This is a genomic window from Streptomyces sp. Edi2 (genome assembly GCF_040253635.1).
GTDB lineage: Bacteria > Actinomycetota > Actinomycetes > Streptomycetales > Streptomycetaceae > Streptomyces.
This window is the reverse complement of the sequence record NZ_JBEJGX010000003.1, coordinates 7227466-7253220: the sequence shown is the minus strand read 5'-3', so window position 1 is coordinate 7253220 and position 25755 is coordinate 7227466. Positions and strand designations below refer to the sequence as shown.

Annotated in this window: 24 protein-coding genes and 1 pseudogene; 17 read left to right on the top strand and 8 right to left on the bottom strand. The window is 71.7% G+C overall.

Annotated features, from left to right (window positions below; all coding sequences use genetic code 11):
* The first annotated feature begins 17 nt into the window (after positions 1-17).
* The 3 genes from ABR737_RS35270 to ABR737_RS35260 all read left to right on the top strand — a co-directional run bounded on the left by ABR737_RS35270 (position 18) and on the right by ABR737_RS35260 (position 4655).
* The gene (locus ABR737_RS35270) at positions 18-1661 is read left to right on the top strand and encodes an acyl-CoA dehydrogenase family protein (protein WP_350255115.1); all 1644 of its coding nucleotides are present in this window, start codon (positions 18-20) and stop codon (positions 1659-1661) included.
* Between the two features lie 491 nt (positions 1662-2152).
* A complete protein-coding gene (locus ABR737_RS35265) occupies positions 2153-3442 on the top strand; it encodes a helix-turn-helix domain-containing protein (protein WP_350255113.1) in 1290 nt (429 codons plus the stop codon).
* 451 nt (positions 3443-3893) lie between these two features.
* Positions 3894-4655, top strand: coding sequence for an LLM class flavin-dependent oxidoreductase (locus ABR737_RS35260; protein ID WP_350255111.1), 762 nt, complete (start codon positions 3894-3896; stop codon positions 4653-4655).
* 16 nt (positions 4656-4671) lie between these two features.
* Here the strand turns inward: ABR737_RS35260 and ABR737_RS35255 are convergent, their stop codons facing one another.
* Positions 4672-5892: an RNA-guided endonuclease InsQ/TnpB family protein gene (locus ABR737_RS35255; protein ID WP_350251395.1), complete on the bottom strand. Its 1221-nt coding sequence runs from the start codon at positions 5890-5892 to the stop codon at positions 4672-4674.
* Positions 5893-6073: 181 nt separating this feature from the next.
* On the opposite strand from ABR737_RS35255, the pseudogene ABR737_RS35250 reads away from it, so the two are divergent.
* A pseudogene (locus ABR737_RS35250) lies at positions 6074-6220 on the top strand (LLM class flavin-dependent oxidoreductase); the annotation flags it as partial.
* A gap of 259 nt (positions 6221-6479) precedes the next feature.
* The gene (locus ABR737_RS35245; RefSeq protein WP_350255110.1) at positions 6480-7148 is read left to right on the top strand and encodes a class F sortase; all 669 of its coding nucleotides are present in this window, start codon (positions 6480-6482) and stop codon (positions 7146-7148) included.
* A gap of 16 nt (positions 7149-7164) precedes the next feature.
* Here ABR737_RS35245 and ABR737_RS35240 read toward each other — a convergent pair whose 3' ends face one another.
* The 3 genes from ABR737_RS35240 to ABR737_RS35230 are packed head-to-tail and all read right to left on the bottom strand — an operon-like array spanning position 7165 to position 9797.
* Complete coding sequence (locus ABR737_RS35240; protein ID WP_350255108.1) at positions 7165-7770, bottom strand: hypothetical protein; 606 nt, start codon at positions 7768-7770, stop codon at positions 7165-7167.
* On the bottom strand, positions 7767-9050 hold the full coding sequence (locus tag ABR737_RS35235) for a DUF7224 domain-containing protein (RefSeq protein ID WP_350255106.1): 1284 nt from the start codon (positions 9048-9050) through the stop codon (positions 7767-7769). Before ABR737_RS35235 ends, ABR737_RS35240 begins: the two co-directional genes overlap by 4 nt.
* A gap of 3 nt (positions 9051-9053) precedes the next feature.
* The gene (locus ABR737_RS35230; protein WP_350255105.1) at positions 9054-9797 is read right to left on the bottom strand and encodes an ATP-binding cassette domain-containing protein; all 744 of its coding nucleotides are present in this window, start codon (positions 9795-9797) and stop codon (positions 9054-9056) included.
* 405 nt (positions 9798-10202) lie between these two features.
* Here ABR737_RS35230 and ABR737_RS35225 point away from each other — a divergent pair, with 405 nt between their 5' ends.
* The 12 genes from ABR737_RS35225 to ABR737_RS35170 all read left to right on the top strand — a co-directional run bounded on the left by ABR737_RS35225 (position 10203) and on the right by ABR737_RS35170 (position 20639).
* Positions 10203-10847, top strand: coding sequence for a GNAT family N-acetyltransferase (locus ABR737_RS35225; protein WP_350255103.1), 645 nt, complete (start codon positions 10203-10205; stop codon positions 10845-10847).
* A 92-nt stretch (positions 10848-10939) separates the two neighbouring features.
* Positions 10940-11023: a putative leader peptide gene (locus ABR737_RS35220; RefSeq protein ID WP_350257049.1), complete on the top strand. Its 84-nt coding sequence runs from the start codon at positions 10940-10942 to the stop codon at positions 11021-11023.
* Between the two features lie 214 nt (positions 11024-11237).
* A complete protein-coding gene (locus tag ABR737_RS35215) occupies positions 11238-12935 on the top strand; it encodes a nitrite/sulfite reductase (RefSeq protein WP_350255101.1) in 1698 nt (565 codons plus the stop codon).
* Complete coding sequence (locus tag ABR737_RS35210; RefSeq protein WP_350255099.1) at positions 12932-13120, top strand: hypothetical protein; 189 nt, start codon at positions 12932-12934, stop codon at positions 13118-13120. The genes ABR737_RS35215 and ABR737_RS35210 overlap by 4 nt, the downstream gene beginning before the upstream one ends.
* A complete protein-coding gene (locus ABR737_RS35205) occupies positions 13117-13809 on the top strand; it encodes a phosphoadenylyl-sulfate reductase (RefSeq protein ID WP_350255097.1) in 693 nt (230 codons plus the stop codon). The genes ABR737_RS35210 and ABR737_RS35205 overlap by 4 nt, the downstream gene beginning before the upstream one ends.
* A gap of 20 nt (positions 13810-13829) precedes the next feature.
* The gene (gene cysC, locus ABR737_RS35200) at positions 13830-14363 is read left to right on the top strand and encodes an adenylyl-sulfate kinase (protein ID WP_350257048.1); all 534 of its coding nucleotides are present in this window, start codon (positions 13830-13832) and stop codon (positions 14361-14363) included.
* The gene (cysD, locus tag ABR737_RS35195) at positions 14360-15304 is read left to right on the top strand and encodes a sulfate adenylyltransferase subunit CysD (RefSeq protein WP_350255095.1); all 945 of its coding nucleotides are present in this window, start codon (positions 14360-14362) and stop codon (positions 15302-15304) included. Before cysC ends, cysD begins: the two co-directional genes overlap by 4 nt.
* Before the next feature lies 1 nt (position 15305).
* Complete coding sequence (locus ABR737_RS35190) at positions 15306-16700, top strand: sulfate adenylyltransferase subunit 1 (protein ID WP_350255094.1); 1395 nt, start codon at positions 15306-15308, stop codon at positions 16698-16700.
* Positions 16701-16913: 213 nt separating this feature from the next.
* Entirely contained in the window at positions 16914-18023 is a 1110-nt protein-coding gene (locus tag ABR737_RS35185) for an aliphatic sulfonate ABC transporter substrate-binding protein (protein WP_350255092.1), read from the top strand.
* Between the two features lie 41 nt (positions 18024-18064).
* Positions 18065-18871 (top strand): ABC transporter ATP-binding protein, encoded by an 807-nt coding sequence (locus ABR737_RS35180; RefSeq protein ID WP_350255090.1) that lies wholly within the window; start codon positions 18065-18067, stop codon positions 18869-18871.
* On the top strand, positions 18858-19796 hold the full coding sequence (locus ABR737_RS35175) for an ABC transporter permease (RefSeq protein ID WP_350255089.1): 939 nt from the start codon (positions 18858-18860) through the stop codon (positions 19794-19796). The genes ABR737_RS35180 and ABR737_RS35175 overlap by 14 nt, the downstream gene beginning before the upstream one ends.
* A gap of 3 nt (positions 19797-19799) precedes the next feature.
* The gene (locus ABR737_RS35170) at positions 19800-20639 is read left to right on the top strand and encodes a sirohydrochlorin chelatase (protein ID WP_350255087.1); all 840 of its coding nucleotides are present in this window, start codon (positions 19800-19802) and stop codon (positions 20637-20639) included.
* A gap of 40 nt (positions 20640-20679) precedes the next feature.
* Here ABR737_RS35170 and ABR737_RS35165 read toward each other — a convergent pair whose 3' ends face one another.
* The 4 genes from ABR737_RS35165 to ABR737_RS35150 all read right to left on the bottom strand — a co-directional run bounded on the left by ABR737_RS35165 (position 20680) and on the right by ABR737_RS35150 (position 25688).
* Entirely contained in the window at positions 20680-22350 is a 1671-nt protein-coding gene (locus tag ABR737_RS35165) for a glycoside hydrolase family 13 protein (RefSeq protein WP_350255085.1), read from the bottom strand.
* Positions 22351-22522: 172 nt separating this feature from the next.
* Positions 22523-23371: a carbohydrate ABC transporter permease gene (locus tag ABR737_RS35160; RefSeq protein ID WP_350255084.1), complete on the bottom strand. Its 849-nt coding sequence runs from the start codon at positions 23369-23371 to the stop codon at positions 22523-22525.
* Positions 23368-24258, bottom strand: a complete 891-nt coding sequence (locus tag ABR737_RS35155; protein WP_350255083.1) for a carbohydrate ABC transporter permease — start codon at positions 24256-24258, stop codon at positions 23368-23370. Before ABR737_RS35155 ends, ABR737_RS35160 begins: the two co-directional genes overlap by 4 nt.
* A gap of 101 nt (positions 24259-24359) precedes the next feature.
* Positions 24360-25688: an extracellular solute-binding protein gene (locus ABR737_RS35150; protein ID WP_350255081.1), complete on the bottom strand. Its 1329-nt coding sequence runs from the start codon at positions 25686-25688 to the stop codon at positions 24360-24362.
* Positions 25689-25755: the final 67 nt, after the last annotated feature.

The window sequence follows — 25755 nt, the reverse complement described above, 5'->3', positions numbered from 1 at the left end:
CTCCTTACCGTATCCGCATGGCAGCCACCACTCACACGGTCACGAACCAGCCCCCGCCGCTGGTCGGATATGACGTCTTCGCCGGCGACGCGGCCCTGACCGAGGGCATCACCCGGCATGTCTCCGATGTCCGGCTCGACGAGGTACGCGAAGAGCTGAGCACACTGGGGCAGGCGGCCGGCTCCGCGCACGCCCGGCGCTGGGGCGAACAGGCCAACGCGCACCCACCCGTCCTGCGCACCCATGACCGCTACGGCCACCGGATCGACGAGGTGGAGTTCCACCCGGCATGGCACCGGCTGCTCGGCCATGCGGTCACGGCCGGCCTGACCGGCGCCTGGTCCCGCCCCGACGGCCATGTCCGCCGCACCGCCGGCTTCCTCGTGTGGACGCAGGCCGAGGCGGGGCACGGCTGCCCGGTGTCGATGACCCATGCGGCGGTGCCCACGCTGCGCGCCGAACCCGAGCTGGCGGCCGAGTGGGAACCGCTGCTGACCTCGCAGGTGTACGAGCACGAACTGCGGCCGGTCGCCGAGAAGGGCGGCGCGCTGGCCGGGATGGCCATGACCGAGAAGCAGGGCGGCAGCGACCTGCGGGCCCTCACCACCCGCGCCGAGCCGCTGGCCGCATCCGGCGAATACGTCCTGACCGGACACAAATGGTTCTGTTCGGCGCCGATGTCGGACGCCTTCCTGGTGCTGGCCCGCGCGCCGGGAGGTCTCACCTGCTTTCTGCTGCCGCGGGTGCTGCCGGACGGCAGCCGTAACTCCTTCCGCATCCAGCGGCTCAAGGACAAGCTCGGCAACCGCTCGAACGCCTCGGCGGAGGTCGAGTTCGACGGGGAGAGCTGGGCGCGCCGGGTCGGCGAGGAGGGGCGCGGGGTGGCGACCATCATCGAGATGGTCGCGGCGACCCGGCTGGACTGTGTCAGTGCGTCGGCGGCGGTGATGCGGCAGGCGGTGGCCCAGGCGGTGCACCACGCCACGTACCGGGAGGCCTTCGGGGGCCGGCTGGCCGACAAGCCGCTGATGCGCAATGTGCTGGCCGATCTGGCACTGGAGTCGGAGGCGGCGACCACCCTGGCGCTGCGGCTGGCGGCGGCGTACGACGACGGCACCGAGCAGGAACGGCACTTTCTGCGGCTGGCGGTGCCGGTGGCGAAGTACTGGGTGACCAAGCGCTGCACACCGATGGTGACCGAGGCACTGGAGTGCCTGGGCGGCAATGGTTACGTGGAGGAGTCGGGGCTGCCGCGGCTGCTGCGTGAGGCGCCGCTCAACTCGATCTGGGAGGGCGCCGGCAATGTCCAGGCGCTGGACGTCCTGCGGGCCCTGCGGCACGAACCGGAGGCGCTGAACGCGTTCCTGACCGAGGTCGGGGCGGCACGGGGCGCGGACCACCGGCTGGACCGCGCCATCACCGGAATGCTCACCGAACTCGCCGACCTGGAGGGCATCGAGGCCCGGGCCCGGCGGCTGGCGGAGCGGATGGCACTGGTCCTCCAGGGGTCGCTGCTGGTGCGCCATGCGCCGCCCGAGGTCGCGGACGCGTTCTGCGCCGGCCGGCTCGGCGGCGAAGCGGGCACGGCCTTCGGGACGCTGCCGCACACGCTGGATCTCGCGGCCGTGGTGGCGCGGGCCCGGCCGGTGGCCGACGACTGAGCGCGGCACCGGCCCGACACGGCACCGGCCGTGTGCGGGAGCTGCCCGACGCAGCACCGGCAGCACGACGCGGCACGGCCCGACGCGGCGGCGGCTCCCCCGTTACCTCGGGCATCGCCTCACGAGGCAACGGGGGCAGGGGGTTACCACCGCCGCGTCGGTCGGCGAGCGGTGCCGCGCCGACACGGCACCGCTCACCGTCCAGGGGCGTCAGGGCACTGAGCCCCCTCCCGCACCGTGCCGACGTCGCGCAGGGCGGCCGATGGCATCTCCGGCGACACCGGCGGGCACCCCGACGGGTGACCGGCGCACCCGCGGTGGCGAGACACCATCGGCCGCTTCGGTCACCCTCCCCGGAACGCCTCCCGGGCGACAACGGTTGCACTGCGTTGCAGCGCCCTCGGGCCTACCGGGAGAATGGGCGGCTCCAGGATGGACCGGTGAGCGTATGAGGGGCACCACCCGAGGGACCGGGCAGTACGGAGAACAGCGTGAGCGACAGAGCGATCGACGGCGCCATCTGGTCGGACCGGGACCACCGCGCCACCGCACACCGTCTCGCCACGGTCCACGAGGCGGTGCTCGCGGGCGAGATGACGCCGGGCCGGGTCTCCGGCACGCCGCGCCCGGTGATCGGTGAATCCTGGCACCGGGTACGGGTCTCGGGTGTCGACCCGGACCGGGACCGCCCCCAAATCCCCCTGTCGACGGCGGAGTTGGAGCAGCGTCGGCAGATGTCCCCGCTGGCGGGGGTGCTGCCGATGCTCAGCGCGGGGCTGTTACCGTCCGCCGACGCCGCACAGCAGATCATGGTCGTCACCGACGCCGAGGGCCGGGTGCTGTGGCGCGAGGGCAGCGCGCCGGTCCGGCGGATGGCCGACCGGCTGGGCTTCGACAAGGGCGCCGACTGGACGGAGGACGTCGTCGGCACCAACGCCATCGGCACGGCCCTGGTGGCCGGCCGGCCGGTACTGGTGCACTCCGCGGAGCATTTCGTCCGCAGCCACCACCCGTGGACATGCGCCGCGGCACCGCTCCACGACCCGCGCGACGGGCGCCTGTTGGGCGCGGTGGACCTCAGCGGTCCGGCGCCCTCCTTCCACCCCACGACGCTCTCGCTGGTGTCCGCCGTCGCCCGGCTCGCCGAGGGCGAGCTGCGCACCCGCCACCATCTGTCCCTGGAACGGCTGCGGTCGAGCGCGGCACCGGTGCTGGCGCGGATCGGCGGGCGGGCGCTGGCCGTCGACCCGAGCGGCTGGGTCGTGGGAGTGACGGGCCTGACGCCGCCGGACCGGGTGGCACTGCCCAAGGCGCCCGAGGCCGGGCCGCTGTGGCTGCCGCGGTACGGCAGATGTGCGCTGGAGCCGCTGCCCGGCGGCTGGCTGATCCGGGTCGGGGGCCAGGAACGGGACCTCGGGCCGAGCCGGGTGGTGCTCGACGTCAGCGGCCGGGACGGCTCGACGGTCACCGTCAGCGGACCGGCCGGCAGCTGGTCGCACGAGCTGACCCCGCGCCATGCCGAGCTGCTGTTCGTCCTCGCCGCGCATCCGCAGGGCCGCAGCGCCGCCGAACTCGCCCGGGACCTCTTCGGCGACCACAGCCGTACGGTCACCGTCCGGGCCGAGCTGTCCCGGCTCCGCCGCCATCTCGCCGGCTTACTGGCGCACCGGCCGTACCGCTTCGCGGACGGGGTGGAGGTGGAGCTCCGGCTGCCGCCACGGCCCGACCGTCTGCTGCCGCAGTCCTCGGCACCGGCGGTGGCGGCGGCGCGTTTGCGGTGACGGGGTGGGAGGGTGACGGGGCGGCAAGGGTGAAGGGGCTGCGGGGCCCGGGGGCGGTCGGCAGGGCCCGGGGCGGTCGGCGGGGCCCGGGACAGCCGGCAGGGCGGGGCGACGGCGGAGCCCCGGAGGACCGCAGGGCCGCGGGACCGCGGGACCGCCGGGGGCCGCGGGACCGCCGGGGGCCGGGGCAGCCGGCAGGACCGAAGAGCGCGCGCCACGGCCGGCCGGGCGGGTACCGGGGCGAAAAACCCGGTGCGGACGTGATCTCCCCCCTCATAAAGTGGCCGCACTCTGACCCCAGCTCTCCAGAAGGACGTCGCAGAACGGGAGCAGCCCGCGCGCAGCGAACGCGCGGAGCCGAATGAGTAGGCGACACGAGACACGACAGTCCGCGCTCACTCCTGCCCGTACGCCCTTTGACCTTTGCCCTTTGTCCTTCTGGAGGACCCCCATGCCCGTAGGCCTTGGCCTCCCCATCGGCGACCCCGCACAGCTGCTGAGCTGGGCCCGGCGCGCCGAAGCCACCCCCTTCACCACCGTCGCCCTGCTCGACCGGCTGGTGTTCGGCAACCCCGAGCCCCTGATCACGCTGGCCACCCTCGCCGGCGCCACCTCCCGGATCCGGCTGCAGACCGAGGTGCTGCTCGCCCCGCTGCACCGTACGACGCTGCTCGCCAAGCAGGCCGCCACACTCGATCTGCTGTCGGGCTCCCGCTTCACCCTCGGCATCGGTACCGGCGGACGCGACGACGACTATCTGGCCGCCGGTGTCGACCTGCGCACCCGCGGCCGCCGGCTCGACCGCCAGCTGGCCACCCTGCGCCGCGTCTGGTCCGGTGCACCGCTCTCCGAGGACATCAGTCCGATCGGTCCGGCCCCCGCACGTCCCGGTGGGCCCGAGGTGCTGTTCGGCGGCTTTGTGCCCGCCGTGGTGGAGCGCGTGGCCCGCTGGGGCGACGGCTTCCTCGGCGCCGCGCTCCCGGCCCCGCAGATGGACGGCCTGTTCCGTGCGGTGGAGACGGCCTGGTCCCGGGCCGGCCGTACGGGCCGGCCCCGGCTGCTGGCCCAGGTCAATGTCGCCCTGGGCCCGGAGCCCACCCTCGACCGCGCCCGCAAGGAACTGACCGCGTATTACCAGCCGAGCAGCTACACCGACCATGTCTTGAATCCTCCCCTCCCTGAAGGGAGGGGATTCCTCACCCTCCAGGGCTGATGTGGGGATTTCTAGCTCACGCCGCCAGGCGGGGCAGCGCCCCGTCTGGTCTTCCGCGATCAGCACTAGCCGGGTTGAGACCAGCCCGGACCAGCATCACGCGTGCGGAGTTCTTGTCCCTGGGGGATACGGCTCCGCACACGGTGCAGGCATAGGTTCGTTCTGAGAGAGGTAGCGCGTGCTTGGTTCTCGCTCCGCACTGTGAGCAGTCCATCGTGGTGTGCGCGGGGTGTACCAGGTGCACGGCACGGCCGTGCTTGCGGCCCATCTCGCTCAGAGCCATCTTGGTGGCCCCGATAGCGGCGTCGGCGGCCTTGCGGGCCATGGTCGACTTCGCGAGGAACTTCGGCTTGAAGTCCTCGACAGCCAAAGCATCGTGGTCGCGAACCACGGACTTCGCCCACTTACGACCGGTGTCCTTGCGCTGCCGGGCCACCTTCTTGTGCAGCTTCGCCGTCTGCCGCCTCGCGGCCTTGTAGCCCTTCGACCCCGGCTTGCCCCTTGGCGGCTTGCGGCGGGCCATCATCCGCTGATAGCGGGCCAGCTTCTGCGCAGCCGTCTTCCCGTGCTGGGCATGGGGCAGGTCATGGGCGTCGGACGTGGTGGTCGCGGTCTCCTTCACGCCCCAGTCGATACCAATCACACGGCCGGTCTCCGGCAGCGGCTGGACCTCGGCGGGTACGACGAAGGACGCGTACCACTCCCCCGTGCTGTCCTGATAGACGCGCACGCTGGACGGGTCGGCGGGAAGTTCCCTCGACCACACCACCGTCACCGCGATGCCGCCCGCAAGGTGCAGACGGCCGTCTTTGAGGCGGAAGCCCCGCTTGGTGTAGTTCAGCGTCGGCAGCGCCTCGCGCTTCTTCTTCCACCTCGGCATACCAGCCCGGCGGCGCATCGGCAGCCGGTCTTTGATGTCCTTCTGAGCCTTGGACTTGGACTTGCCGAAGTCGCGGATCAACTGCTGCTGCGGCACCGAGGAGCCCTCACGCAGCCACGGCGTTCGCGAGCGGGCCTCGGTCAGCATCTTGTCGAGCTGGGCCGGACCGCATGTCCGCTTCTCGCCGGTGGCTTTGTTGTGCAGGTGGATGGCCTTGGACTTGGCAACAGACTCATTCCAGACCCACCGGCACCGGCCCCACTCCGCTTCAAGGGCGGTTCGGGCGGTGGACGACACGCGCAGCCGGAACGTCCACCGGGCATGCCCGGCATCCTCCGTCTTCGCTTCCGTCGTCATACACCACAACCTATCGGGGAGGACTGACAGTTGAGAACAATCGATCTTGGTGGGCTCCCTCGCCCCGCCGTGGGGTGAACACCATTTCGCCCTGGCGGCGAAACGGCTACCTCTGCCCTGCTCCGCAGGAGTCCGATTCCCCCCGCCCTAAAGGACGGGGCATCCTCGGAGGAAGCCGGTGAAGGGCCTGCTCACCACCGGGACGCAGATCCGCCAGGCGGTAGCCGCGTTCCGCGCGATCGGCGCGGACGAAGTGATGCTCTACTGCTGGTCCCCGGACCCGGACCAGGTCGAGCGGCTGGCCGACGCGGTGTTTCCGGTGTCGTAGCGGTCGGCACGCCCGGTTCGTGAGCGGGCGGTCGGACGGACAAGCGGCGGCGCGCGAGCCGAGACCGGCGGTCAGCGGGTCGACGGGCGGCGGTGTGGCGAGCCGCCGGACGGCGATACGGCGGCACCGCCGTCCGGCCTCCACCGCCCATTCGGCCGTCTGCGCTCGCCACCGCCCTGGCGCCCGCCTAGCGTGCCGACAGCGGACCGTGCAGCCCAGGGAGAGGCGCGCCGGGAAGCGCGGTCACGGGAGGTGAGCGATGAGCCCGACGGACCCACCGGAAGCGGCACCCGGGCAGCCGGCGCCCGCGCGCCGGCCCAGGTGGGGCGTGCTGGTACTGGCCGGGCTCATCGGCATCGGCATGGTGCGCCAGGGACTGTCCGGTGAGGCCGACGGGCCGCCGCAGCCGGGCGCCGACACCGCCCTCTTCCCCGGCGACCTCCCGCCCTCCGGCCCCGCGCCGCCGCCACTGCCCCGCTCCGCCCCGGCCCGGGTGGCGATTCCGTCGATCGAGGTGTCGGCCCCGCTGATGCCGCTGGGCCTGGACAAGGACGGCTGGATCGAGGCCCCGCCGGCCGACTCCCCCCGGCTGGCCGGCTGGTACGCGCACGCACCGACCCCGGGCGAGAAGGGCACCGCCGTCATCGTCGGACATGTCGACAGCCGCGGCGGCCCCGCCGTCTTCTACGGGCTGGGCGCCCTGGAGAAGGGCAGGACGATCCGGGTGACCCGCGAGGACGGACGCACCGCGGTCTTCGAGGTCTACGGCATCCAGGTCTTCGACAAGCACAAGTTCCCCGCCCGAAAGGTCTACGGCCCCACCGGACGCCCCGAACTGCGCGTCCTGACCTGCGGCGGCCACTACGAGGCGGGATCCGGCTACGCGGGCAACGTGGTGGTCTTCGCCCGGATGACGGAGTCCGGCTAGCCGCAGACCGTGATCCTCAGGTGGTCCGTGCGAAAGGATCGATCACCGGCCGGTTCTTCCACACGGCGAGCGCGCACCCCAGGGCGAAGAGGAAGGCGGCTTCGCCGGCGCCCAGGTACGAGAAAGGTTCCTGGATGGGCCAGGCCCAGGGCTGGGCGGATCCTCCCGGGCGGCGTCCGGCTGCGGCGCAGGCGAGGGGCAGGGCGGCGACACAGATCGCGCCGACACCCGGCCCCAGCACGGCGCGGACGATGAGGGCGGTACCGAGGAAGCCGGCACAGTTGCGGGCAAGGGACAGGGCTTCGGGCCGGTCCCACAGGAGCTGGACTCCCGCTGCCGTCACGAGGGCCAGCAGGGCGAAGGCCACGCACAGCAGCACATTGCGCCGGCCGTTGTGGCGCAACGCCACCTCCTCGGTGACGGTGTCGCCGCGGTCGAGCCCGTGCAGGAGCAGCACCACCGGCAGAATCCCCAGGATCTGAGTGACCAGCAGCCGACCGGAGGGGCCCACCACGGCGGGTACGGGGATGGCTTCCTGACGCACCAGGACCGCCACGAGGTAGACCGCGAAGAGAGCCAGCAGGACTGCGGGGACGTTCCTGGCCTTGAGCCACCAGATCATCGCGCCGTCTCCCCGGACCGGTGTGCGGGGACAGGCGCGGGGTGGGTGGTGCAGTCCCGCAGCGCCTTGCTGTTCTGCCGGAACCACCGCAGCTGCTCGGCACCGCCCGCGTGACCGACAGCCGCGGCGACGGCGGTTTCCTTCGCGCCGTAGTGGCTGGCGACGTCCTCGGAGGCGGCACCGGCGGCCAGGGAGAGCCATGCCGCGGCGGGGCCGTAGGCATCGGCGCCGGGAAAGGAGCTGCCTGACTGTGCACAGGCGGGCGGGCCGGAGGGGAGCAGGCTCGCACCCACTCCTGCGCGCACCATGGATGGTGTGGGCTCCGGCCAGGAGCCGATGAACGCGGCCCTCTTGCCCGGGTGATCTTCCATGGTGAGGGTGTCCGGTACGGCAAGGCCGGCGTGCTGCAGACGCCGCCATGCCCCAGCGGCGTTCTGACGGACCATCCCTGTGCTGCCGGAGAGCTCCGGCCACAGGCACACCCTCGGATGGTCACCGGCACACCGCAGCTGCTCCGCCGCCCGGGCGACCGCCGGATCGGCCGGCAGACCATGGGCAAGGAGCCCGCTGCCGACCAGGCCGGCCGCCAGCGCCGCACCGATCAGGGCCCTGCGCAGGCGCACGGCCCACGCGGTCAGGGCCACGGCGGCGGCCGCGACAACGCCGCAGGCCAGCACCGCGGCACTGGCCGCGGCCTGCCAGTCGGGGGATTGGCCGAGGGAGCAGCAGGAGGTCATGCCGCCGGTGACCATGTGACGCAGCCAGACGGGTTCCACGGCGGCCGGGTAGGCGGTCAGGACGAAGCTGAGTACCAGGGCCAGGGAGACCGCCACGACCAGCGGGAGGCGCTTGCCGAGCAGGAAGCCGGCCAGGGCGTGGGCGGTGAGCACGACCAGCCACACGAAGGCCATGCCGACCGGTGGCAGGCCGGTCTGCGGGTGTGCCGTGGAGATCGTCAGCGCTGCGGCCACCGCCATGCCGAGGGCGCCCAGGACGATGACGGGCAGCAACAGGGGGAGGGCGATGGCGAGCCCCGAGCGGGCCGGCGCCCAGCCGGCCACGTTGCCGCGGGTGAAGCGTGCGCCCTCCCAGGCACCGGCGGCCGCACAGGCCGGGGCGACGAAGGGCAGCGCGAAGGTGGCGGCGCCCACGGCGCTGGGCCAGTAGCCGGGGGTCACCGACGCGGTGAGGTCGTCCGACAGCAGCACGGCGACGAAGGCCGCCAGCAACGGAGCCAGCCATGTGGCGGAGGAGGAGCGCGCGACAGTACGCCAGAGCACGGCTCACACCTCCTGGGCGATCAGCTGGGTGTAGGCACCTTCGGCGCGTCGCCCTTCCGGCGTGCCGGGGGCGGCGAGGGCGAGGAAGGCATCGGTGTCGCCCTCGAAGCGGGCCTGTCCCTTGTCGAGGATGACGACGTGGTCGTACAGGGTGTCGAGGTCTTCGGTCTGGTGGGTGGAGACCACGACGTGAATGTCGGCCAGCAGGTCGGTCACCAGCTCGCGGAAGATATGGCGCTGCGAGGGGTCAAGTCCTGCGGTCGGTTCGTCGAGCAGCACGATCTCGCTGTGGTGGACGAGAGTGCCCGCTATGCCCATGCGCCGCAGCTGCCCGCCCGAGAGCTGGTGGCTCTTCCGGCCGGCCAGGCTGCCCAGCTTCACACGTTCCAGGGCCTCGTGTGACCGGTCCCAGGCGTCGGCGCGGGACATGCCTTTCAACCAGCCGATATAAGCGACGTTTTCCCGGACCGTGAGCCCCGGCATCGGTTTGACGTGCTGCGGAAGCCAGCCCACGGCTTTGCGGTAGGCAGCTCGCGCATGCCGCCGGCCGGGGTTCATCCCCTTCCACGTCACCGTTCCTCCGGTAGGGGAGATCCAGGAGGCGGCGATACCTAAAAGCGTGGATTTACCCGCGCCGTTCGGCCCCAGCAGGACGGTTGCCCGGTGATCGATGGAGAGATCAAGCCTGTTGAGAACGGGCACCTTCCGGCCGTAGCGGAAGGAACACCCGGTGAATTGCAGAGACATGCCACCCTTGCTTTCACGAGCCACACATAAACCGGCCGGGAGCACCTTGCACGCTCCCGGCCGACGTTTCGTCAATTATGCGCCGGGGACTTCCTGCGGGTCCCGGTATCCGCGTACCGCGTATCCGCCTATACGCGTATCCGCTTCTCCAGGCGCGCATCGGACCGACCGCGCGCTCTCCGCCTCTTCCCCCGGTCGGCCCCGGCGGCCGTCGGGTACGCCTCCCGGCAGCAGAGCCGTCCCCACACTGTGAGCAGGTGTCTCACCATTCGGGACGAGGCCTCGCCCTGCCTGCCCGGCCCCAGGCAGCCCCTGACCTGCGTCCGGCCCCCGCCCCGGGCTCTCTCCCCACCTCTCCCCCTGACCACCCCCGGCCCCCCGCCCCCGGTGTGATGTGCTGACCGCATGAACATCCCGGTCACCACGTGGTACCTCGAGCAGACCTCGCGCGCCGACCTGGCTCCCGCCGCGGGGCCGGCGGTCGAGCAGGACGTCCGGATCGTCCGCTCACAGGTGCCGTCGCCCGAATTCAGCCGCTTCCTCTATACGGCGGTCGGCGGTGACGTCACCTGGACCGACCGGCTGGGCTGGTCGTACGCGCAGTGGGTGGCACACCTCGGACGCCCCGGGGTGGAGACCTGGGTGGCGTACGAGCGCGGTACGCCCGCCGGGTTCATCGAGCTGGCGGCGGAGGCGGACGGCTCCGCGGAGATCGTTTACTTCGGACTCGTCCCGGACTTCCGGGGGCGCCGGATCGGTGGGCACCTGCTCGCCCACGGCACCGAGCGGGCCTGGGACCTGGCCGAGCGGTGGCCTGGACTGGCGCCGACCACGCGGGTGTGGGTACACACGTGCAGCAAGGACGGCCCGCACGCGAAGGCCAATTACGAGCGGCGCGGCTTCCGCGTGTACGACACCACGGTGACCGAGGAGCCCGACGTACCGGCACCCGGCCCCTGGCCCGGCGCAGGACCCACCACCCCCGGCGCGCCCGCCGGGGAGTGGCCGGCGCCCCCTGCGGCGAGCGACCGACGCACCGCCGGTACGTGACCGGCGCCACACCGTCTCGCGATGCAAGACACAGGTGTCCGGATTCTGGATAACGGTGGACTGGCCGGAGAGCGGCGTGCCACGCTTCCGTCATGTCTCGAGCTGGAATTGCCTTGGTGAGTCGGCGGCACGTCGACCTCGGCCGCATGTCCAGCGCCATTTGTCGGGCGGGCTGAGGCCGCATTCTCCAGGGGTTTTCGGCCCCTGGCAGCGCCCAGCACCACCGCATCTCATGCCGTCCCCATCGTCGCGGACGCGCTGACACCCCTCGACCCGCAGACCCTTCGACGCGTGCATCACGCGCCGTTTTTCGGTATGCCTGCGCAGGTCAGCGCGGGTGCTCGGCGCCCCGTCCGCATTCCTTGAGCCCGCCCAGAAGGACGTACACCCATGGCCGCCTCCCCCGAAGTCCCCGCAGCTGCCACGACCCGCCGCAAGGCCGGACGCCACCGCGGCGAGGGCCAGTGGGCCGTGGGCCACCACACGCCGCTCAACGGCAACGAGCAGTTCAAGAAGGACGACGACGGTCTCAATGTGCGGACACGCATTGAGACGATCTACTCCAAGTCCGGTTTCGACTCCATCGACCCCAACGACCTGCGCGGGCGGATGCGCTGGTGGGGCCTGTACACCCAGCGCAAGCCCGGGATCGACGGCGGCAAGACGGCGATCCTGGAGCCGGAGGAGCTGGACGACAAGTACTTCATGCTGCGGGTCCGCGTCGACGGCGGTCGGCTGAGCGTGGCCCAGCTGCGCGCCATCGGCGAGGTCTCCGAGCAGTACGCCCGCGGCACCGCGGACATCACCGACCGGCAGAACATCCAGCTGCACTGGATCCGCATCGAGGACGTCCCCGCCATCTGGGAGAAGCTGGAGGCGGTGGGCCTGTCCACGACGGAGGCCTGCGGCGACTGCCCGCGCGTGATCATCGGCTCCCCGGTGGCCGGTATCGCGGCGGACGAGATCATCGACGGCACCCCGGCCGTCGACGAGATCCACGAGCGCTACATCGGCAGCAAGGAGTTCTCCAACCTGCCGCGGAAGTTCAAGACCGCGATCTCCGGCTCGCCCGTCCAGGACGTGGTCCACGAGATCAACGACGTGGCCTTCGTCGGCGTCGTCCACCCCGAGCACGGCCCCGGGTTCGACCTCTGGGTCGGCGGCGGCCTGTCCACCAACCCCAAGCTCGCCCAGCGCCTGGGCACCTGGGTGCCGCTGGACGAGGTCGCGGACGTCTGGGCCGGCGTGGTCGGGATCTTCCGGGACTACGGCTACCGCCGGCTGCGCACCCGCGCCCGGCTGAAGTTCCTGATGGCCGACTGGGGCCCGGAGAAGTTCCGCCAGGTGCTGGAGGACGAGTACCTGCAGCGCAAGCTGGCCGACGGCCCCGCGCCCGAGGAGCCGGTCTCCAAGTGGCGCGACCACATCGGGGTGCACCGTCAGCAGGACGGCCGCTTCTACGTGGGCTTCGCCCCGCGCGTGGGCCGGGTCGACGGCGCCACCCTCACCAAGATCGCCGAACTGGCCGCCGCACACGGCTCCGACCGGCTGCGCACCACCGTCGAGCAGAAGATGATCATTCTCGACGTCGAGCAGGACCAGGTCGACGGGCTGGTCGCCGGGCTGGAGGCGCTGGACTTCCAGGTCAATCCCTCGCCGTTCCGGCGCGGCACGATGGCCTGCACCGGCATCGAGTTCTGCAAGCTGGCCATCGTCGAGACCAAGGGCCGTGGCGCCTCGCTGATCGACGAACTGGAGCAGCGGATGCCGGACTTCCAGGAGCCGATCACCATCAACCTCAACGGCTGCCCGAACGCCTGCGCCCGTATCCAGGTCGCGGACATCGGTCTCAAGGGCCAGCTGGTCCTGGACGACGACGGCAACCAGGTCGAGGGCTACCAGGTGCACCTGGGCGGCGCCCTGGGCCTGGAGGCCGGCTTCGGCCGCAAGGTCCGCGGTCTGAAGGTCACCGCCGATGAACTCCCCGACTACGTCGAGCGGGTGCTGCGCAACTTCGAGGCGCAGCGCGAGGAGGACGAGCGGTTCGCCACCTGGGCGGCCCGGGCGGAAGAGGGTGCGCTGAAGTGAGCGAACGTGCGGCGCCGTTCTACTGCCCCTACTGCGGGGACGAGGACCTGCGGCCCTCCGAGGAGGGTCACGGGGCGTGGGAATGCCGGTCCTGCAGTCGCGCGTTCCGGCTGAAGTTCCTGGGCCTGCTGACGCCGGGAAGCACCGGCAGCACCCCTTCCGCTTCCGACGGAGGTACCCCGTGACCACCGCTACCGACCTCCAGCAGCTCGCCGAGCAGGCGGGCCGCGACCTGGAGGACGCGCCCGCCCTGAAGATCCTCGAATGGGCCGCCGAGACCTTCGGTCCGCGCTTCTGCGTCACCTCCTCGATGGAGGACGCAGTCGTCGCGCACCTGGCCTCGCGGGCCTTCCCGGGCGTGGACGTGGTCTTCCTGGACACCGGCTACCACTTCCCCGAGACGCTGGGGACCCGGGACGCGGTGGCCGCGGTGATGGACGTCAACGTCCTCACCCTGACGCCGCGTCAGACGGTCGCCGAGCAGGACGCCGAGCACGGCCCGAAGCTGCACGACCGCAACCCGGACCTGTGCTGCGCACTGCGCAAGGTCAAGCCGCTCGAAGAGGGCCTGGCCGGCTACGACGCCTGGGCGACGGGCCTGCGCCGGGACGAGTCGCCCACCCGGGCGAACACCCCGGTCGTCGGCTGGGACCCCAAGCGCCGCAAGGTGAAGGTCTCCCCGATCGCCCGCTGGACGCAGGCCGATGTGGACGCGTACGTGGACGAGCACGGGGTGCTCACCAACCCGCTGCTGACGGATGGCTACGCCTCCGTGGGCTGCGCGCCCTGCACCCGCCGGGTGCTGGAGGGCGAGGACGCCAGGGCCGGCCGCTGGGCCGGCAGCAACAAGACCGAGTGCGGGCTGCACGGATGACCGAGCATCAGGAGATATCCATGATGGGCGCCACGATCTGGCTGACCGGTCTGCCGAGCGCGGGCAAGACGACCCTCGCGCACGAACTGGCCGGGAAGCTGCGCGGCGACGGCCACCGCGTCGAGGTGCTGGACGGCGACGAGATCCGCGAGTTCCTGTCCGCGGGTCTCGGCTTCACCCGCGAGGACCGGCACACCAACGTCCAGCGCATCGGCTTCGTGGCCGAGCTGCTGGCGAGCAACGGCGTCAAGGCGCTGGTGCCGGTGATCGCGCCGTACGCGGACAGCCGGGAGGCCGTACGCAAGCGCCACCAGAGCGAGGGCACCCCCTACCTGGAGGTGCATGTGGCCACGCCCGTCGAGGTGTGCTCCGAGCGGGATGTGAAAGGGCTCTACGCCAAGCAGGCGGCCGGTGAGATCTCCGGCCTGACCGGCGTGGACGACCCCTACGAGGCGCCCGCCTCACCCGACCTGCGCATCGAGTCGCACACCCAGACCGTGCAGGAGTCCGCGGCGGCACTGCATGCGCTGCTCACCGAAAGGGGACTGGCATGACGACCGTCACTGCCGTGACCGAGAACGCCGAGGACGCCGACAACCCGTACGCCCTCTCCCACCTCGACGCCCTGGAGTCGGAGGCGGTGCACATCTTCCGTGAGGTGGCGGGTGAGTTCGAGCGGCCGGTGATCCTGTTCTCCGGCGGCAAGGACTCCATCGTCATGCTGCACCTGGCGCTGAAGGCGTTCGCGCCGGCCGCGGTGCCGTTCTCGCTGCTGCACGTCGACACCGGGCACAACTTCCCCGAGGTCCTCGACTACCGCGACCGCACCGTGGAGCGGCACGGCCTGCGGCTGCACGTCGCCTCCGTCCAGGACTTCATCGACCGCGGTGAGCTGCGCGAGCGCCCGGACGGCACCCGCAACCCGCTGCAGACCGTCCCGCTGCTGGACGCCATCGACAAGGGCCGCTTCGACGCGGTCTTCGGCGGCGGCCGCCGGGACGAGGAGAAGGCGCGCGCCAAGGAGCGGGTGTTCTCGCTGCGTGACGAGTTCGGCGGCTGGGACCCGCGCCGCCAGCGCCCCGAGCTGTGGCAGCTCTACAACGGCAAGCACTCCCCCGGTGAACACGTCCGCGTCTTCCCGCTGTCCAACTGGACCGAGCTGGACGTGTGGCAGTACATCGCCCGCGAGAAGATCGAGCTGCCCGCCATCTACTACGCCCACGAGCGCGAGGTCTTCGCCCGCAGCGGTATGTGGCTCTCCCCCGGCGAGTGGGGCGGCCCCAAGGACGGCGAGAGCCTGGAGCGGCGGCAGGTGCGCTACCGCACCGTCGGCGACATGTCCTGCACCGGTGCCGTCGACTCCGACGCCGACACCATCGAGGCGGTGATCGCGGAGATCGCCGCGTCCCGGCTCACCGAGCGGGGCGCCACCAGGGCCGACGACAAGATGTCCGAGGCCGCCATGGAGGACCGCAAGCGCGAGGGGTACTTCTAACATGAGCACGAACACAGGCACCGGCGCGAGCACGGACGCCGGCACGGGTGCGGACGCGGCCGACTTCGTCGAGGCGGGTGCCGCTTCGCTGCTGCGCTTCGCCACCGCGGGCTCCGTCGACGACGGCAAGTCCACGCTGGTGGGCCGGCTGCTGCACGACTCCAAGTCGGTGCTCGCCGACCAGCTGGAGGCCGTCGAGCGCGCCTCCCTGGGCCGCGGCCAGGAGACGCCGGACCTGGCGCTGCTGACCGACGGGCTGCGCGCCGAGCGCGAGCAGGGCATCACCATCGATGTCGCCTACCGCTACTTCGCCACCCCGCGGCGCCGGTTCATCCTGGCCGACACCCCCGGGCATGTGCAGTACACCCGCAACATGGTCACCGGCGCGTCCACCGCCGAGCTGGCCGTGGTGCTGGTCGACGCCCGCAACGGCGTGGTCGAGCAGACCCGCCGGCACGCCGCGGTCGCCGCCCTGCTGCGCGTCCCGCATGTGGTGCTGGCCGTCAACAAGATGGACCTGGTCGACTACGCCGAGCCCGTCTTCGCCGCCATCGCCGAGGAGTTCACCACCTACGCGGCCTCGCTGGGCGTCCCGGAGATCACCGCCATCCCGATCTCGGCGCTGGCCGGCGACAACGTGGTGTCCCCGTCCGCCACCATGGACTGGTACGGCGGCCCGACGGTGCTGGAGCACCTGGAGACCGTGCCCGTCGTCGCCGACCCGTCGGACGACCCGGCGCGCTTCCCGGTCCAGTACGTCATCCGTCCGCAGACCGCCGAACACCCCGACTACCGCGGCTACGCGGGCCAGATCGCCTCCGGTGTGCTGCGCGTCGGCGACGCCGTCACGGCCCTGCCCTCGGGCAACACCAGCACCATCGAGGCGATCGATGCCCTGGGCCAGGCCGTGGACGCCGCCTGGGCACCGCAGTCGGTCACCGTCCGCCTCACCGACGACATCGACATCTCCCGCGGTGACCTGATCGCCCCCACGGCCACCGCACCGGACCTCTCGCAGGACATCGAGGCAACCGTCTGCCACGTGGCGGACCGTCCCCTGACCATCGGCCAGCGCGTGCTGCTCAAGCACACCACCCGCACCGTCAAGGCCCTCGTCAAGGACATCCCCTCCCGCCTCACCCTCGACGACCTCTCCCAGCACCCGGCCCCCGGCGAACTGGCCGCCAACGACATCGGCCGCGTCACCCTCCGCACCGCCGAGCCCCTGGCCCTGGACGCCTACGCGGACTCCCGCCGCACCGGCTCCTTCCTCCTGATCGACCCGGCGGACGGGACGACGCTGACCGCGGGGATGGCGGGCAACGCCTTCGCCGAGGCGGCCGCCGAGGCCGCTGTGGCCGACGGCGCGGACGACGACGAGGGATGGGACTTCTGAGCATGCTCCAGGACATCTTCTCGACCTTCGCGAAGGAGGGCGGCCGCATCGGCAGCGGCGCCCTGGGCAGCGGGCAGGGCGGAGTCGGCCGATGTGTGCGCTGACGATGCACGGCTCCGTAACTCCCGCACCCCCCTTCCGAAGATCCATCGATCTGCCGGGCGCGCCATAGAAGGCGCGTACTGACCCGGCCCTCCGAGAGGACCCCCTCCCGTGTCTGCCGTTCGACACCGCCTGCTGGCGGCCGCCGCCACCGTCCCGCTCCTGATCGGGGCGCTGGGCGCCTGCGGCTACGGCTCCGAGGCCAAGAAGGACACCGCGGCCGGTGTCGCGCCCAAGGGTGCCAAGACCGACGGGCTCGATCACCTCACGATCGGCTTCTTCGGCAACACCACGCATGCCACTCCCCTGGTCGGCCTGCAGAACGGCGCGTTCCAGAAGGCACTGGGCGGCACCGAAGTGAAGGCCGCCCCCTTCAACGCGGGCCCCGCCGAGATCGAGGCGCTCAACTCGGGCGCCGTCGACATCGGCTGGATCGGCCCCTCCCCCGCGATCAACGGCTACGTCAAGTCGCACGGCAAGAGCCTGAAGATCATTGGCGGTTCGGCCTCCGGCGGTGTCTCGCTGGTGGTCAATCCCAAGAAGATCAAGAGCGTCGACGACCTCAAGGGCAAGAAGATCGCGACCCCGCAGCTGGGCAACACCCAGGACGTCGCGCTGCTGAACTACCTGTCGCAGAAGGGCCTCAAGGTCGACCCCACCACCGGCAAGGGCGATGTCACCGTCCAGCGCACCGACAACAAGGTGACGCCGACCGTCTTCCAGCAGGGCGGTATCGACGGCGCGTGGGTGCCCGAGCCCACCGCCTCCAAGCTCGTCGCCGAGGGCGGCAAGACGCTGCTGGACGAGAAGAAGCTGTGGAAGGACGGGAAGTTCGTCATCACGAACATGATCGTCTCGCAGAAGTTCCTCAAGGAGCACCCCAAGGCCGTCGAGGCGGTGCTGCGGGCCTCGGTGCAGACCAACGCCTGGATCCGGTCGCACCCGGCCGAGGCGAAGAAGGCCCTCAACGACAAGCTCGCCTCCCCGGACGTCGCCGGCAAGGCACTGCCGCAGAACGTCATCGACCCGGCGTTCAAGAACGTCGATGTCACCGATGACCCGCTGGCCGCCACCCTCCAGGAGGAGGCGGATCACGCCGTCAAGGCGGGTCTGCTCAAGAAGCCCGACCTCAAGGGCATCTACGACCTCACCCTGCTCAACAAGGTGCTGAGGTCAGAGGGCAAGCAGCCGGTCTCCGACGCCGGACTCGGCAGCAAGTAGCCCCGCCCCTCCGTACCGCACTCCCCCAGGAGGTGACACCGATGACGACCACCACGCTCACCCAGCAGCAACCCGCCACGGCGGAGACGGGCACCACCGTGCCGTACGCGGCCCGCATCGACCATGTCTCGAAGTCGTTCGGCCGCACCGGCGCACAGCAGCATGTCCTGGACGACATCAGTATCGATGTGGCGCCCGGCGAATTCGTCTGCCTCCTGGGGGCCTCGGGCTGCGGCAAGTCCACCCTCCTCAACCTCGTGGCCGGTCTGGACGCGCCGTCGGCCGGCGCCATCGAGACGCCCGGCGGCCGGCCGGCCCTGATGTTCCAGGAGCATGCGCTGTTCCCGTGGCTGACCGCCGGCCGCAACATCGAACTGGCGCTGCGGCTGCGCGGGGTGCCGCGCGCGGAGCGCCGGGACGAGGCCGAGCGGCTGCTGGAACTCGTCCGGCTCAAGGGCGCCCACGGCAAGCGGGTGCACGAGCTGTCGGGCGGGATGCGCCAGCGCGTGGCGATGGCCCGTGCCCTGGCCCAGGACAGCCAACTGCTGCTGATGGACGAGCCGTTCGCCGCGCTCGACGCGATCACCCGCGATGTGCTGCACGACGAGCTCACCCGCATCTGGCGAGAGACCAACCTCTCCGTCCTCTTCGTCACCCACAACGTCCGCGAGGCCGTGCGGCTCGCCGAGCGGGTGGTGCTGCTCTCCTCCCGCCCCGGCAAGATCGCCCGCGAGTGGCGGGTGGACATCCCGCAGCCGCGCCGCATCGAGGACTCCGCGGTCGCCGACCTTTCCATCGAGATCACCGAACAGCTCCGTGGGGAGATCCGCCGCCATGGCCAGCACTGAGACCAAGGACCGGTCCGCCGGCGCCCGGAGTGCCGGGGGCACCGCGACCGGCAGCGACGCCCCCGCGGCCGGGGATATCGCCGGCCTGGAGGCCGGGCTCGACGCCCTGGAATCCCGGGTCGTCGACCGGCAGCCGTGGCTGCGCACCGCCGTCTCGAAGGCGTTTCCTCCCCTCGTCGCGATCGTCATCGTGCTCGTGGTGTGGCAGCTCGCCTACCACTTCGAGCTGAAGCCGCACTACCTGCTGCCGAGCCCCGTCGACGTCGCGCACTCGCTGCAGCAGAAGTGGCTCGAGGGCACCCTGCTGAGCTTTGTGTGGACCAGCGTCTCCCGCGGCGCCCTCGGCTTCGTCGCCTCGGTGGCCCTCGGTACGGTGCTCGGGCTGATCGTCGCCCGGGTCAGGCCCGTACGGGCCGCGATCGGGCCGATCCTGAGCGGTCTGCAGTCGCTGCCGTCGGTGGCCTGGGTCCCGGCCGCGATCATCTGGTTCGGGCTGAGCGACGCCACGATCTACGCGGTGGTGCTGCTCGGTGCCGTCCCGTCCATCGCCAACGGCCTGGTGGCGGGCGTCGACCAGATCTCCCCGCTCTACCTGCGGGCCGGCCGCACCATCGGCGCCACCGGCCTGGCGGGCATCCGCCATGTGCTGCTCCCGGCCGCGCTGCCCGGCTATATCGCCGGACTCAAGCAGGGCTGGGCGTTCTCCTGGCGCTCCCTGATGGCCGCCGAGCTCATCGTCAACGCGCCCGATCTGGGCACCGGTCTGGGCCAGCTGCTGGAGCAGGGCCGCGAGTTCCAGGACATGTCCTGGGTGCTTGCCGCGATCCTCCTCATCCTCATCGTCGGCATCGGCATCGAGCTGCTGATCTTCGCCCCGATCGAACGCCGGGTGCTGCGCAGCCGCGGCCTCCTCGTGAAGAGCTGAACCATGGACCTGTGCCCCCCTCGCCCCACGCTTCTCGTCGTCGCCCACGGCAGCCGCGATCCGCGGCACGCCGCGGCCGTCTCCGCGCTCTGTGCGCGGGTGCGGGCGCTGCGGCCCGGGCTGCGCGTCGAGGTCGGCTACCTCGACTTCAACGCGCCCCGGGTGCCGCGGGTGCTGGAGCGGCTGTCGGCGGAGGCCGAGGCCGAGGGGCGGCGCGCGGCGTCTTCGTCCGGACGCCGTGGCGGGCCGGGAGAGGGCGTGCGGGAGGTGGTGGCGCTGCCGCTGCTGCTGACCCGCGCCTTCCACGCGAAGTCCGACATCCCGGCGGTCCTGCGGGCGGCGACGGCACGGCTGCCGCTGCTGAGCGTCCGCCAGGCCGACGTGCTGGGCCCTTCGCCGCTGCTGACCGCCGCGCTGGAGCGCCGGCTGGCGCAGGCCGGGGTGCGGCCCGGCGACCGTGGCTCGACCGGGGTCGTGCTGGCCTCGGCGGGCTCCTCCGACCCGGAGGCGAGCGCAGTGATCGCTGAAATCGCGCGGGAGTGGCGGCACACCGCTGGCTGGTGTGCCGTGCGACCTGCGTTCGCCTCCGCATCTCTTCCCCGTACGGCCGACGCGGTGCGGGCACTGCGTGCCGAGGGCGTCGGCCGGGTGGCCGTGGCCCCGTACGTCATCGCCCCAGGCTTCCTCCCGGACCGCATCGCCGCCGGGGCCCGCGAGGCCGGGGCCGATGTCCTCGCCCCCGTCCTCGGCCCGGCGCCCGAGCTGGCCCGCCTGTTGCTGCGGCGCTACGACGGGGCGGTCCTGGACCGTGCCCGTGGAGACCTGACGGCGCTGACCGCCTGACGGGCGCTCACCGCCTGACGGGTCCCCAGGGCGCGGCGGTTCAGGCCTGCGCGGTGCGCAGCCAGACCGTCGTCCACGGCGGCAGCTCGTCGCCGGTGACCGGCGCGGAGGCCAGCAGCAGCTCACCGGCCGGCCGCGGCCGGGGCTCGTCCGACAGGTTGGTCACGCACTCCCAGCCGCCCGAGCGGCGGAAGTGCAGGACGTCCGGGTGAGCCGTCGGCGCGCCATCGGCCCATTCCAGCGCCTCGTCGGCCAGCAGCCGGCGGCGGGTGGCGAGCGCCGCGCGGTACAGCTCCAGCGGCGAGGACGCCACACCCTGCTGCGCCTCGACGGACAGCTCGCCCCAGCCGGCCGGCTGCGGCAGCCAGGCACCCCCGCTGCCGAAGCCGTACGAGCTGCCCTCACGCCGCCACGGCAGCGGCACCCGGCAGCCGTCCCGCCCCTTGAGCCGGCCTCCGCTACGGGTCCACACCGGGTCCTGGAGGCTGTCCCGGGAGAGCTCGGCGACCTCGGGCAGCCCCAGTTCCTCGCCCTGGTAGACGTAGCCGGAGCCGGGCAGCGCCAGCATCAGCAGGGTGGCGGCCAGCGCCCGGCGCAGCCCGAACTCCCGGTCCAGGACGGGTTCCTGTCCGTCGGAGAGCAGCCAGGCCTCCTCGTCGCGGCCGTCCGGCAGGCCGTACCGGGAGGCGTGCCGGATCACATCGTGGTTGGACAGCACCCAGGTCGCGGTCGCCCCGGCCGCCCGTGCGTCGGCGAGCGCGGTGTCGATGGACGCGCGCAGCTCCCCGGCGTGCAGCGGGGCCTTGAGGAAGTCGAAGTTGAAGGCCTGGCCGAGTTCCTGCGGGGTGGCGTACGCGGTACGGCGGGAGCTGCGCACCCAGGCCTCGGCGACGGCGACCCGCGGCGGGTCGTACTCGTTGAAGACCTTGCGCCAGTCGCGGAAGATGTCGTGCACCTCGTCGCGGTCCCAGAAGGGGTGGCTGCCGTCCTCGGGCAGGTCTCCCGGCGTGTAGCCCTCGACGGTGCCGATGTCGCGCAGCGGCGCGGCCAGGTCCTTGGCCAGGCCGTGGGCCACATCGACCCGGAAGCCGTCGACGCCGCGGTCGGACCAGAAGCGCAGGGTGTGCCGGAAGTCCGCGCGGACCTCGGGGTTGTCCCAGTTGAAGTCGGGCTGCTCGGGGGCGAAGAGGTGGAGGTACCACCAGCCGTCGGGCAGCCGGGTCCAGGCGGGGCCGCCGAAGCAGGAGACCCAGTCGGTGGGCGGCAGTTCGCCCAGCTCGCCCTTGCCCTCGCGGAAGACGTACCGCTCGCGGGCGGCGGATCCGGGCTCGGCGCGCAACGCCTCCTGGAACCAGAGGTGCTGGTCGGAGGAGTGGTTGGGCACGATGTCGACCATCACCTTGAGGCCCAGCCGGTGTGCCTCGGCCACCATGGCGTCGAAGTCGTCGAGGGTGCCGAGACGCGGGTCGACATTGCGGTAGTCGTCGACGTCATAGCCACCGTCGGCCAGTTGTGAGGGGTAGAAGGGACTCAGCCAGACGGCGTCCACACCCAGGTCGGCGAGGTAGGGCAGCCGGGAGGTCACACCGGGAAGGTCTCCGATGCCGTCGCCGTCGGCGTCGGCGAAGCTGCGCGGATACACCTGGTAGACGACGGCCTGCCGCCACCAGTCAGTGGTGTTGCGGTCGGAGCCGAGGTGCTGTGCGGTCACGGAAGGGCCTTTCGGTACGGGAGCGGTCGCATGGGGGCACCTCCCAGCGGTAGCTGGGGTGGGGGCACCTCCCAGCGGTAGCTGGGGGCGGCGCGGTGCGGCGCCGGGTGCGGTCGGGTGCGGTCGGGTGCGGCGGGGCGGGAGGGGCCGGCGCACCCCGGGGCCGCCGGTCTCATCCCTTCACCGCCCCTGAGGTCATGCCCGAGACGATCGAGCGGCGGAAGATCATGACCAGGACGCCGATGGGGACGGTGGCGGCCATGGCCCCCGCGAAGAGCGTCCCGTAGGGGACGGTGTACTGGCTGGTGAACAGGGCGATGCCGACCGGAACGGTGCGGTGACCGTCCTCGCTGTTGAAGGTCAGCGCCAGCAGGAACTCCGACCAGGTCGCGGTGAAGGTGAAGATCCCCGCGGTGAACAGCCCCGGCCGGGCGAGGGGGGCGATGACGGTCAGGACGGTACGCAGCGGGCCCGCGCCGTCGACGGTGGCCGCCTCCTCCAGCTCACGCGGGACCCCGACCAGGTAGTTGCGCATGATCCAGATGGCGAACGGGAGGTTCAGCGCGACATAGGGCACGATCAGGCCCGCATAGCTGTTGAGCAGCCCCAGCTGCCGCTCCAGCAGGAAGAGCGGAACGACCAGCGCGATCGGCGGGAAGACGGACAGCATCAGCAGTGCGGTCATGATGGCGCCGCGGCCCCGCAGCGGGGTGCGGGCCAGGGCGTAGCCCGCGAAGAAGGACAGCCCCAGCACGGCGGCCGTGGAAACCGACGCCACCAGCACGCTGTTGAGCAGATACCGGCCGATGCCGTTGCGGACGAAGGCCTCGGCGTAGTTGCCGAGCGTCGCCGCCTTCGGGACCAGGCTCGGCGGGTCGGCGCTGATCTCGCCCGGCCCTTTGAAGGACGAAGCGATCATCCAGTACAGGGGCAGCGCCGACAGCACGACGATGGCCAGACCGCCGAGGTTGACGGCGTTGACGTACCGGCGGATGCCGGACGCCGGTGCACGGCGGCTCATGCCCGCCCTCCTTCGTCGGCCTGCGCCTTGAAGACCCGCAGGAAGAGCAGACAGCACGTGATCACGATGACGGCGGTGGTGGTTGCCACCGCCGCGCCGCGGCCGATGGCGAGGTTCTGGAAGAGCGTCTTGTATCCGAGGATCGCCAGGGACTCGGTGGCGGTGCCCGGACCGCCCTGGGTCAGGACGAAGGGCAGGTCGAAGATGCCGAAGGCCTGCAGGATGCGGAAGAGGACGGCGATGGCCATGATCGGGCGCAGCTGCGGCAGGGTCACCTTCCAGAACGTCGTCCAGGTGCCGGCGCCGTCGATCTCTGCCGCCTCGTAGACGTCGCCGGGAATCAGCATCAGCCCGGCGAGGACGACAATCGCGACAAAGGGCGTGGTCTTCCAGACATCGACCACCACCATGGCGCCCATGGCGGAGGCGGGCTGCCCGAGAATGTCCGGCTGGTGGCCCAGAATCTGGGTGAAGAGCCAGGTCAGCCCGCCGTAGGTGCCGTTGTAGAGATACCCCCACAGCTGGGCGGCGACGACATTGATCAGGGCCCAGGGCAGCAGCAGGACCGCCAGGACCCAGCCGCGGGCTGCCCCCAGCCGTTCCAGCACGAGCGCGGCGGCGGTGCCCAGCACCAGTTCCAGGAGGACGGTGACGGCGGTGAACCCGAAGGTGAAGGCGAGCGCCTGGCGCCACTCCGGGCTGCTCAGCACGGCGGCGTAATGGTCGCCCGTCAGGGACAGGATGCGGAACCCGCCGTACTCCAGGCGGACATCGGCGAAGCTGAGCAGCACCGAGAAGAGCACCGGGAAGACCGTCACGGCGGTGATGGCCAGCAGCGCCGGGGAAGCGAAGAGCCAGCCGGTACGCGCCCGGCGACGTCTGCTCACCCGGGCCGGGCCGCCCCCGCGTGGCGCAGGCGGAGTCCGCCGGCCGGCCGGCTCGGGTGCCGGTCGCCGCGACACGGGTGCGGCGGAGGAGGTCATCGCATTCACAGCGCCCTGCCTTCCAGCGCGGTCCGGATATCGGCGCGGGCCGCGCGAACGGCCTGGGCGGGTGTGGTCCGGCCGCCGATCACCGCGTTGGCCCGGGTGTAGAGCGCCTTGCTGACCTCGGGGTAGTAAGGGGACTGCACCGGCCGGGCGACCAGGTGCAGTTGGCGGACCCCGGTGAGCGTCGGATCGCCGACCGCACGGGCCTCGGGCCGGGACAGCACCTCGTCGAGTGCCGGGATCACCCCGGCGTTCTTCAGCAGAATCATCTGCGCCTCCTCACCGGCACAGAACCGGGCAAAAGCGACCGCGGCCCCGAGGTGCCGGGAGTTGGGGTTGACGAAATTGCTCCAGCCTCCGGCGCAGCTCACCCCGCGGGGGCCGTCACCGGCGAAGCCGGGGCGGGGCGCGACACCGACCCGGCCCGCCACCTTGGAGACCGAGCGGTCGGCCGCATTGCCCCAGGCGTAGGACCAGTTGCGCAGAAAGACACCACGGCCGCCGGTGAAAGCGTCCTGCGAGTCCGCTTCCACATACGTGCCGACGGTGGCGGGCGTCACGCCCGTCTCGGTGAACTCCCGCATCATGGCGAAGGCCCGCTCCGCGCCCGCTCCGCCCAGCGCCACACGGCCCGCACCGTCCAGCACGGGAGCTTCGGCATCGGCCAGGAACTCGGCAACGTTGCAGGTCAGCGACTCCGATACGGACCCCTGCCAGAGGAACCCGTAAGGGGCGTCCCCGGCCCGCTGGACGGTGCGCGCGGTGCGCACCAGCTCCTCCCAGGTACGGGGCACCGGCCGGCCGTGCTTGGCCAGCAGATCCTTCCGGTAATAGAGGAAGGCGCTGTCGGTGAAGAAGGGCAGCGCGTACACGGCGCCGCGGTACTCGCTCACCCGCCGCAGGGCCGCCGGGTAGCCGTCCCAGAAATCCTTGGGAAGCAGCGTCTGCAGCGGCAGCGCAAGGGAGTTGCTGCCGAACTGGGCCGGCCAGGTGGTGTCCCCGAGATAGACGTCAGGGGTGGGTGAGGCGCCCGCGAGCTGCGTGGTGACCGCGGCACGGTTGCTGTCGGTGGCGCTGAGGGCGTTCGACTTTCGGACACGGATCTGCGGATGGCGGCGCTCGAAGGCGCGGATGATCAGGTCTGCCACCACGGGGCCCTTCCGGGAAGGGATTTCGGATACCCACCAGGTGAGAGTGGCCGGGGTACGCGGGACCTGGGCGGCTTGGGTCAACAGGGTGTCCAAGGGCTTGCCCGCGCAACCGCTGGTGAGCCCGGCTCCGGCGGCGGCGAGACCGCTCACGAGCAGGGTTCTGCGGCTCAAGGCCATGAGTGCTCCTCACGTCTTGGCTGTCGTCGATGACAGCGCTTGCAGGCTAGAAGTGCCTCAGTGGCCA

Bases quoted from the DNA above. Each gene is read 5' to 3' on its own strand.
- ABR737_RS35270 (WP_350255115.1), top strand. From the start codon at position 18: ATGGCAGCCACCACTCACACGGTCACGAACCAGCCCCCGCCGCTGGTC.
- ABR737_RS35260 (WP_350255111.1), top strand. From the start codon at position 3,894: ATGCCCGTAGGCCTTGGCCTCCCCATCGGCGACCCCGCACAGCTGCTG.
- ABR737_RS35255 (WP_350251395.1), bottom strand. From the start codon at position 5,892: ATGACGACGGAAGCGAAGACGGAGGATGCCGGGCATGCCCGGTGGACG.
- ABR737_RS35245 (WP_350255110.1), top strand. From the start codon at position 6,480: ATGAGCCCGACGGACCCACCGGAAGCGGCACCCGGGCAGCCGGCGCCC.
- ABR737_RS35240 (WP_350255108.1), bottom strand. From the start codon at position 7,770: ATGATCTGGTGGCTCAAGGCCAGGAACGTCCCCGCAGTCCTGCTGGCT.
- ABR737_RS35230 (WP_350255105.1), bottom strand. From the start codon at position 9,797: ATGTCTCTGCAATTCACCGGGTGTTCCTTCCGCTACGGCCGGAAGGTG.
- ABR737_RS35225 (WP_350255103.1), top strand. From the start codon at position 10,203: ATGAACATCCCGGTCACCACGTGGTACCTCGAGCAGACCTCGCGCGCC.
- ABR737_RS35220 (WP_350257049.1), top strand. From the start codon at position 10,940: ATGTCTCGAGCTGGAATTGCCTTGGTGAGTCGGCGGCACGTCGACCTC.
- ABR737_RS35215 (WP_350255101.1), top strand. From the start codon at position 11,238: ATGGCCGCCTCCCCCGAAGTCCCCGCAGCTGCCACGACCCGCCGCAAG.
- cysC (WP_350257048.1), top strand. From the start codon at position 13,830: ATGATGGGCGCCACGATCTGGCTGACCGGTCTGCCGAGCGCGGGCAAG.
- cysD (WP_350255095.1), top strand. From the start codon at position 14,360: ATGACGACCGTCACTGCCGTGACCGAGAACGCCGAGGACGCCGACAAC.
- ABR737_RS35190 (WP_350255094.1), top strand. From the start codon at position 15,306: ATGAGCACGAACACAGGCACCGGCGCGAGCACGGACGCCGGCACGGGT.
- ABR737_RS35180 (WP_350255090.1), top strand. From the start codon at position 18,065: ATGACGACCACCACGCTCACCCAGCAGCAACCCGCCACGGCGGAGACG.
- ABR737_RS35175 (WP_350255089.1), top strand. From the start codon at position 18,858: ATGGCCAGCACTGAGACCAAGGACCGGTCCGCCGGCGCCCGGAGTGCC.
- ABR737_RS35170 (WP_350255087.1), top strand. From the start codon at position 19,800: ATGGACCTGTGCCCCCCTCGCCCCACGCTTCTCGTCGTCGCCCACGGC.
- ABR737_RS35160 (WP_350255084.1), bottom strand. From the start codon at position 23,371: ATGAGCCGCCGTGCACCGGCGTCCGGCATCCGCCGGTACGTCAACGCC.
- ABR737_RS35150 (WP_350255081.1), bottom strand. From the start codon at position 25,688: ATGGCCTTGAGCCGCAGAACCCTGCTCGTGAGCGGTCTCGCCGCCGCC.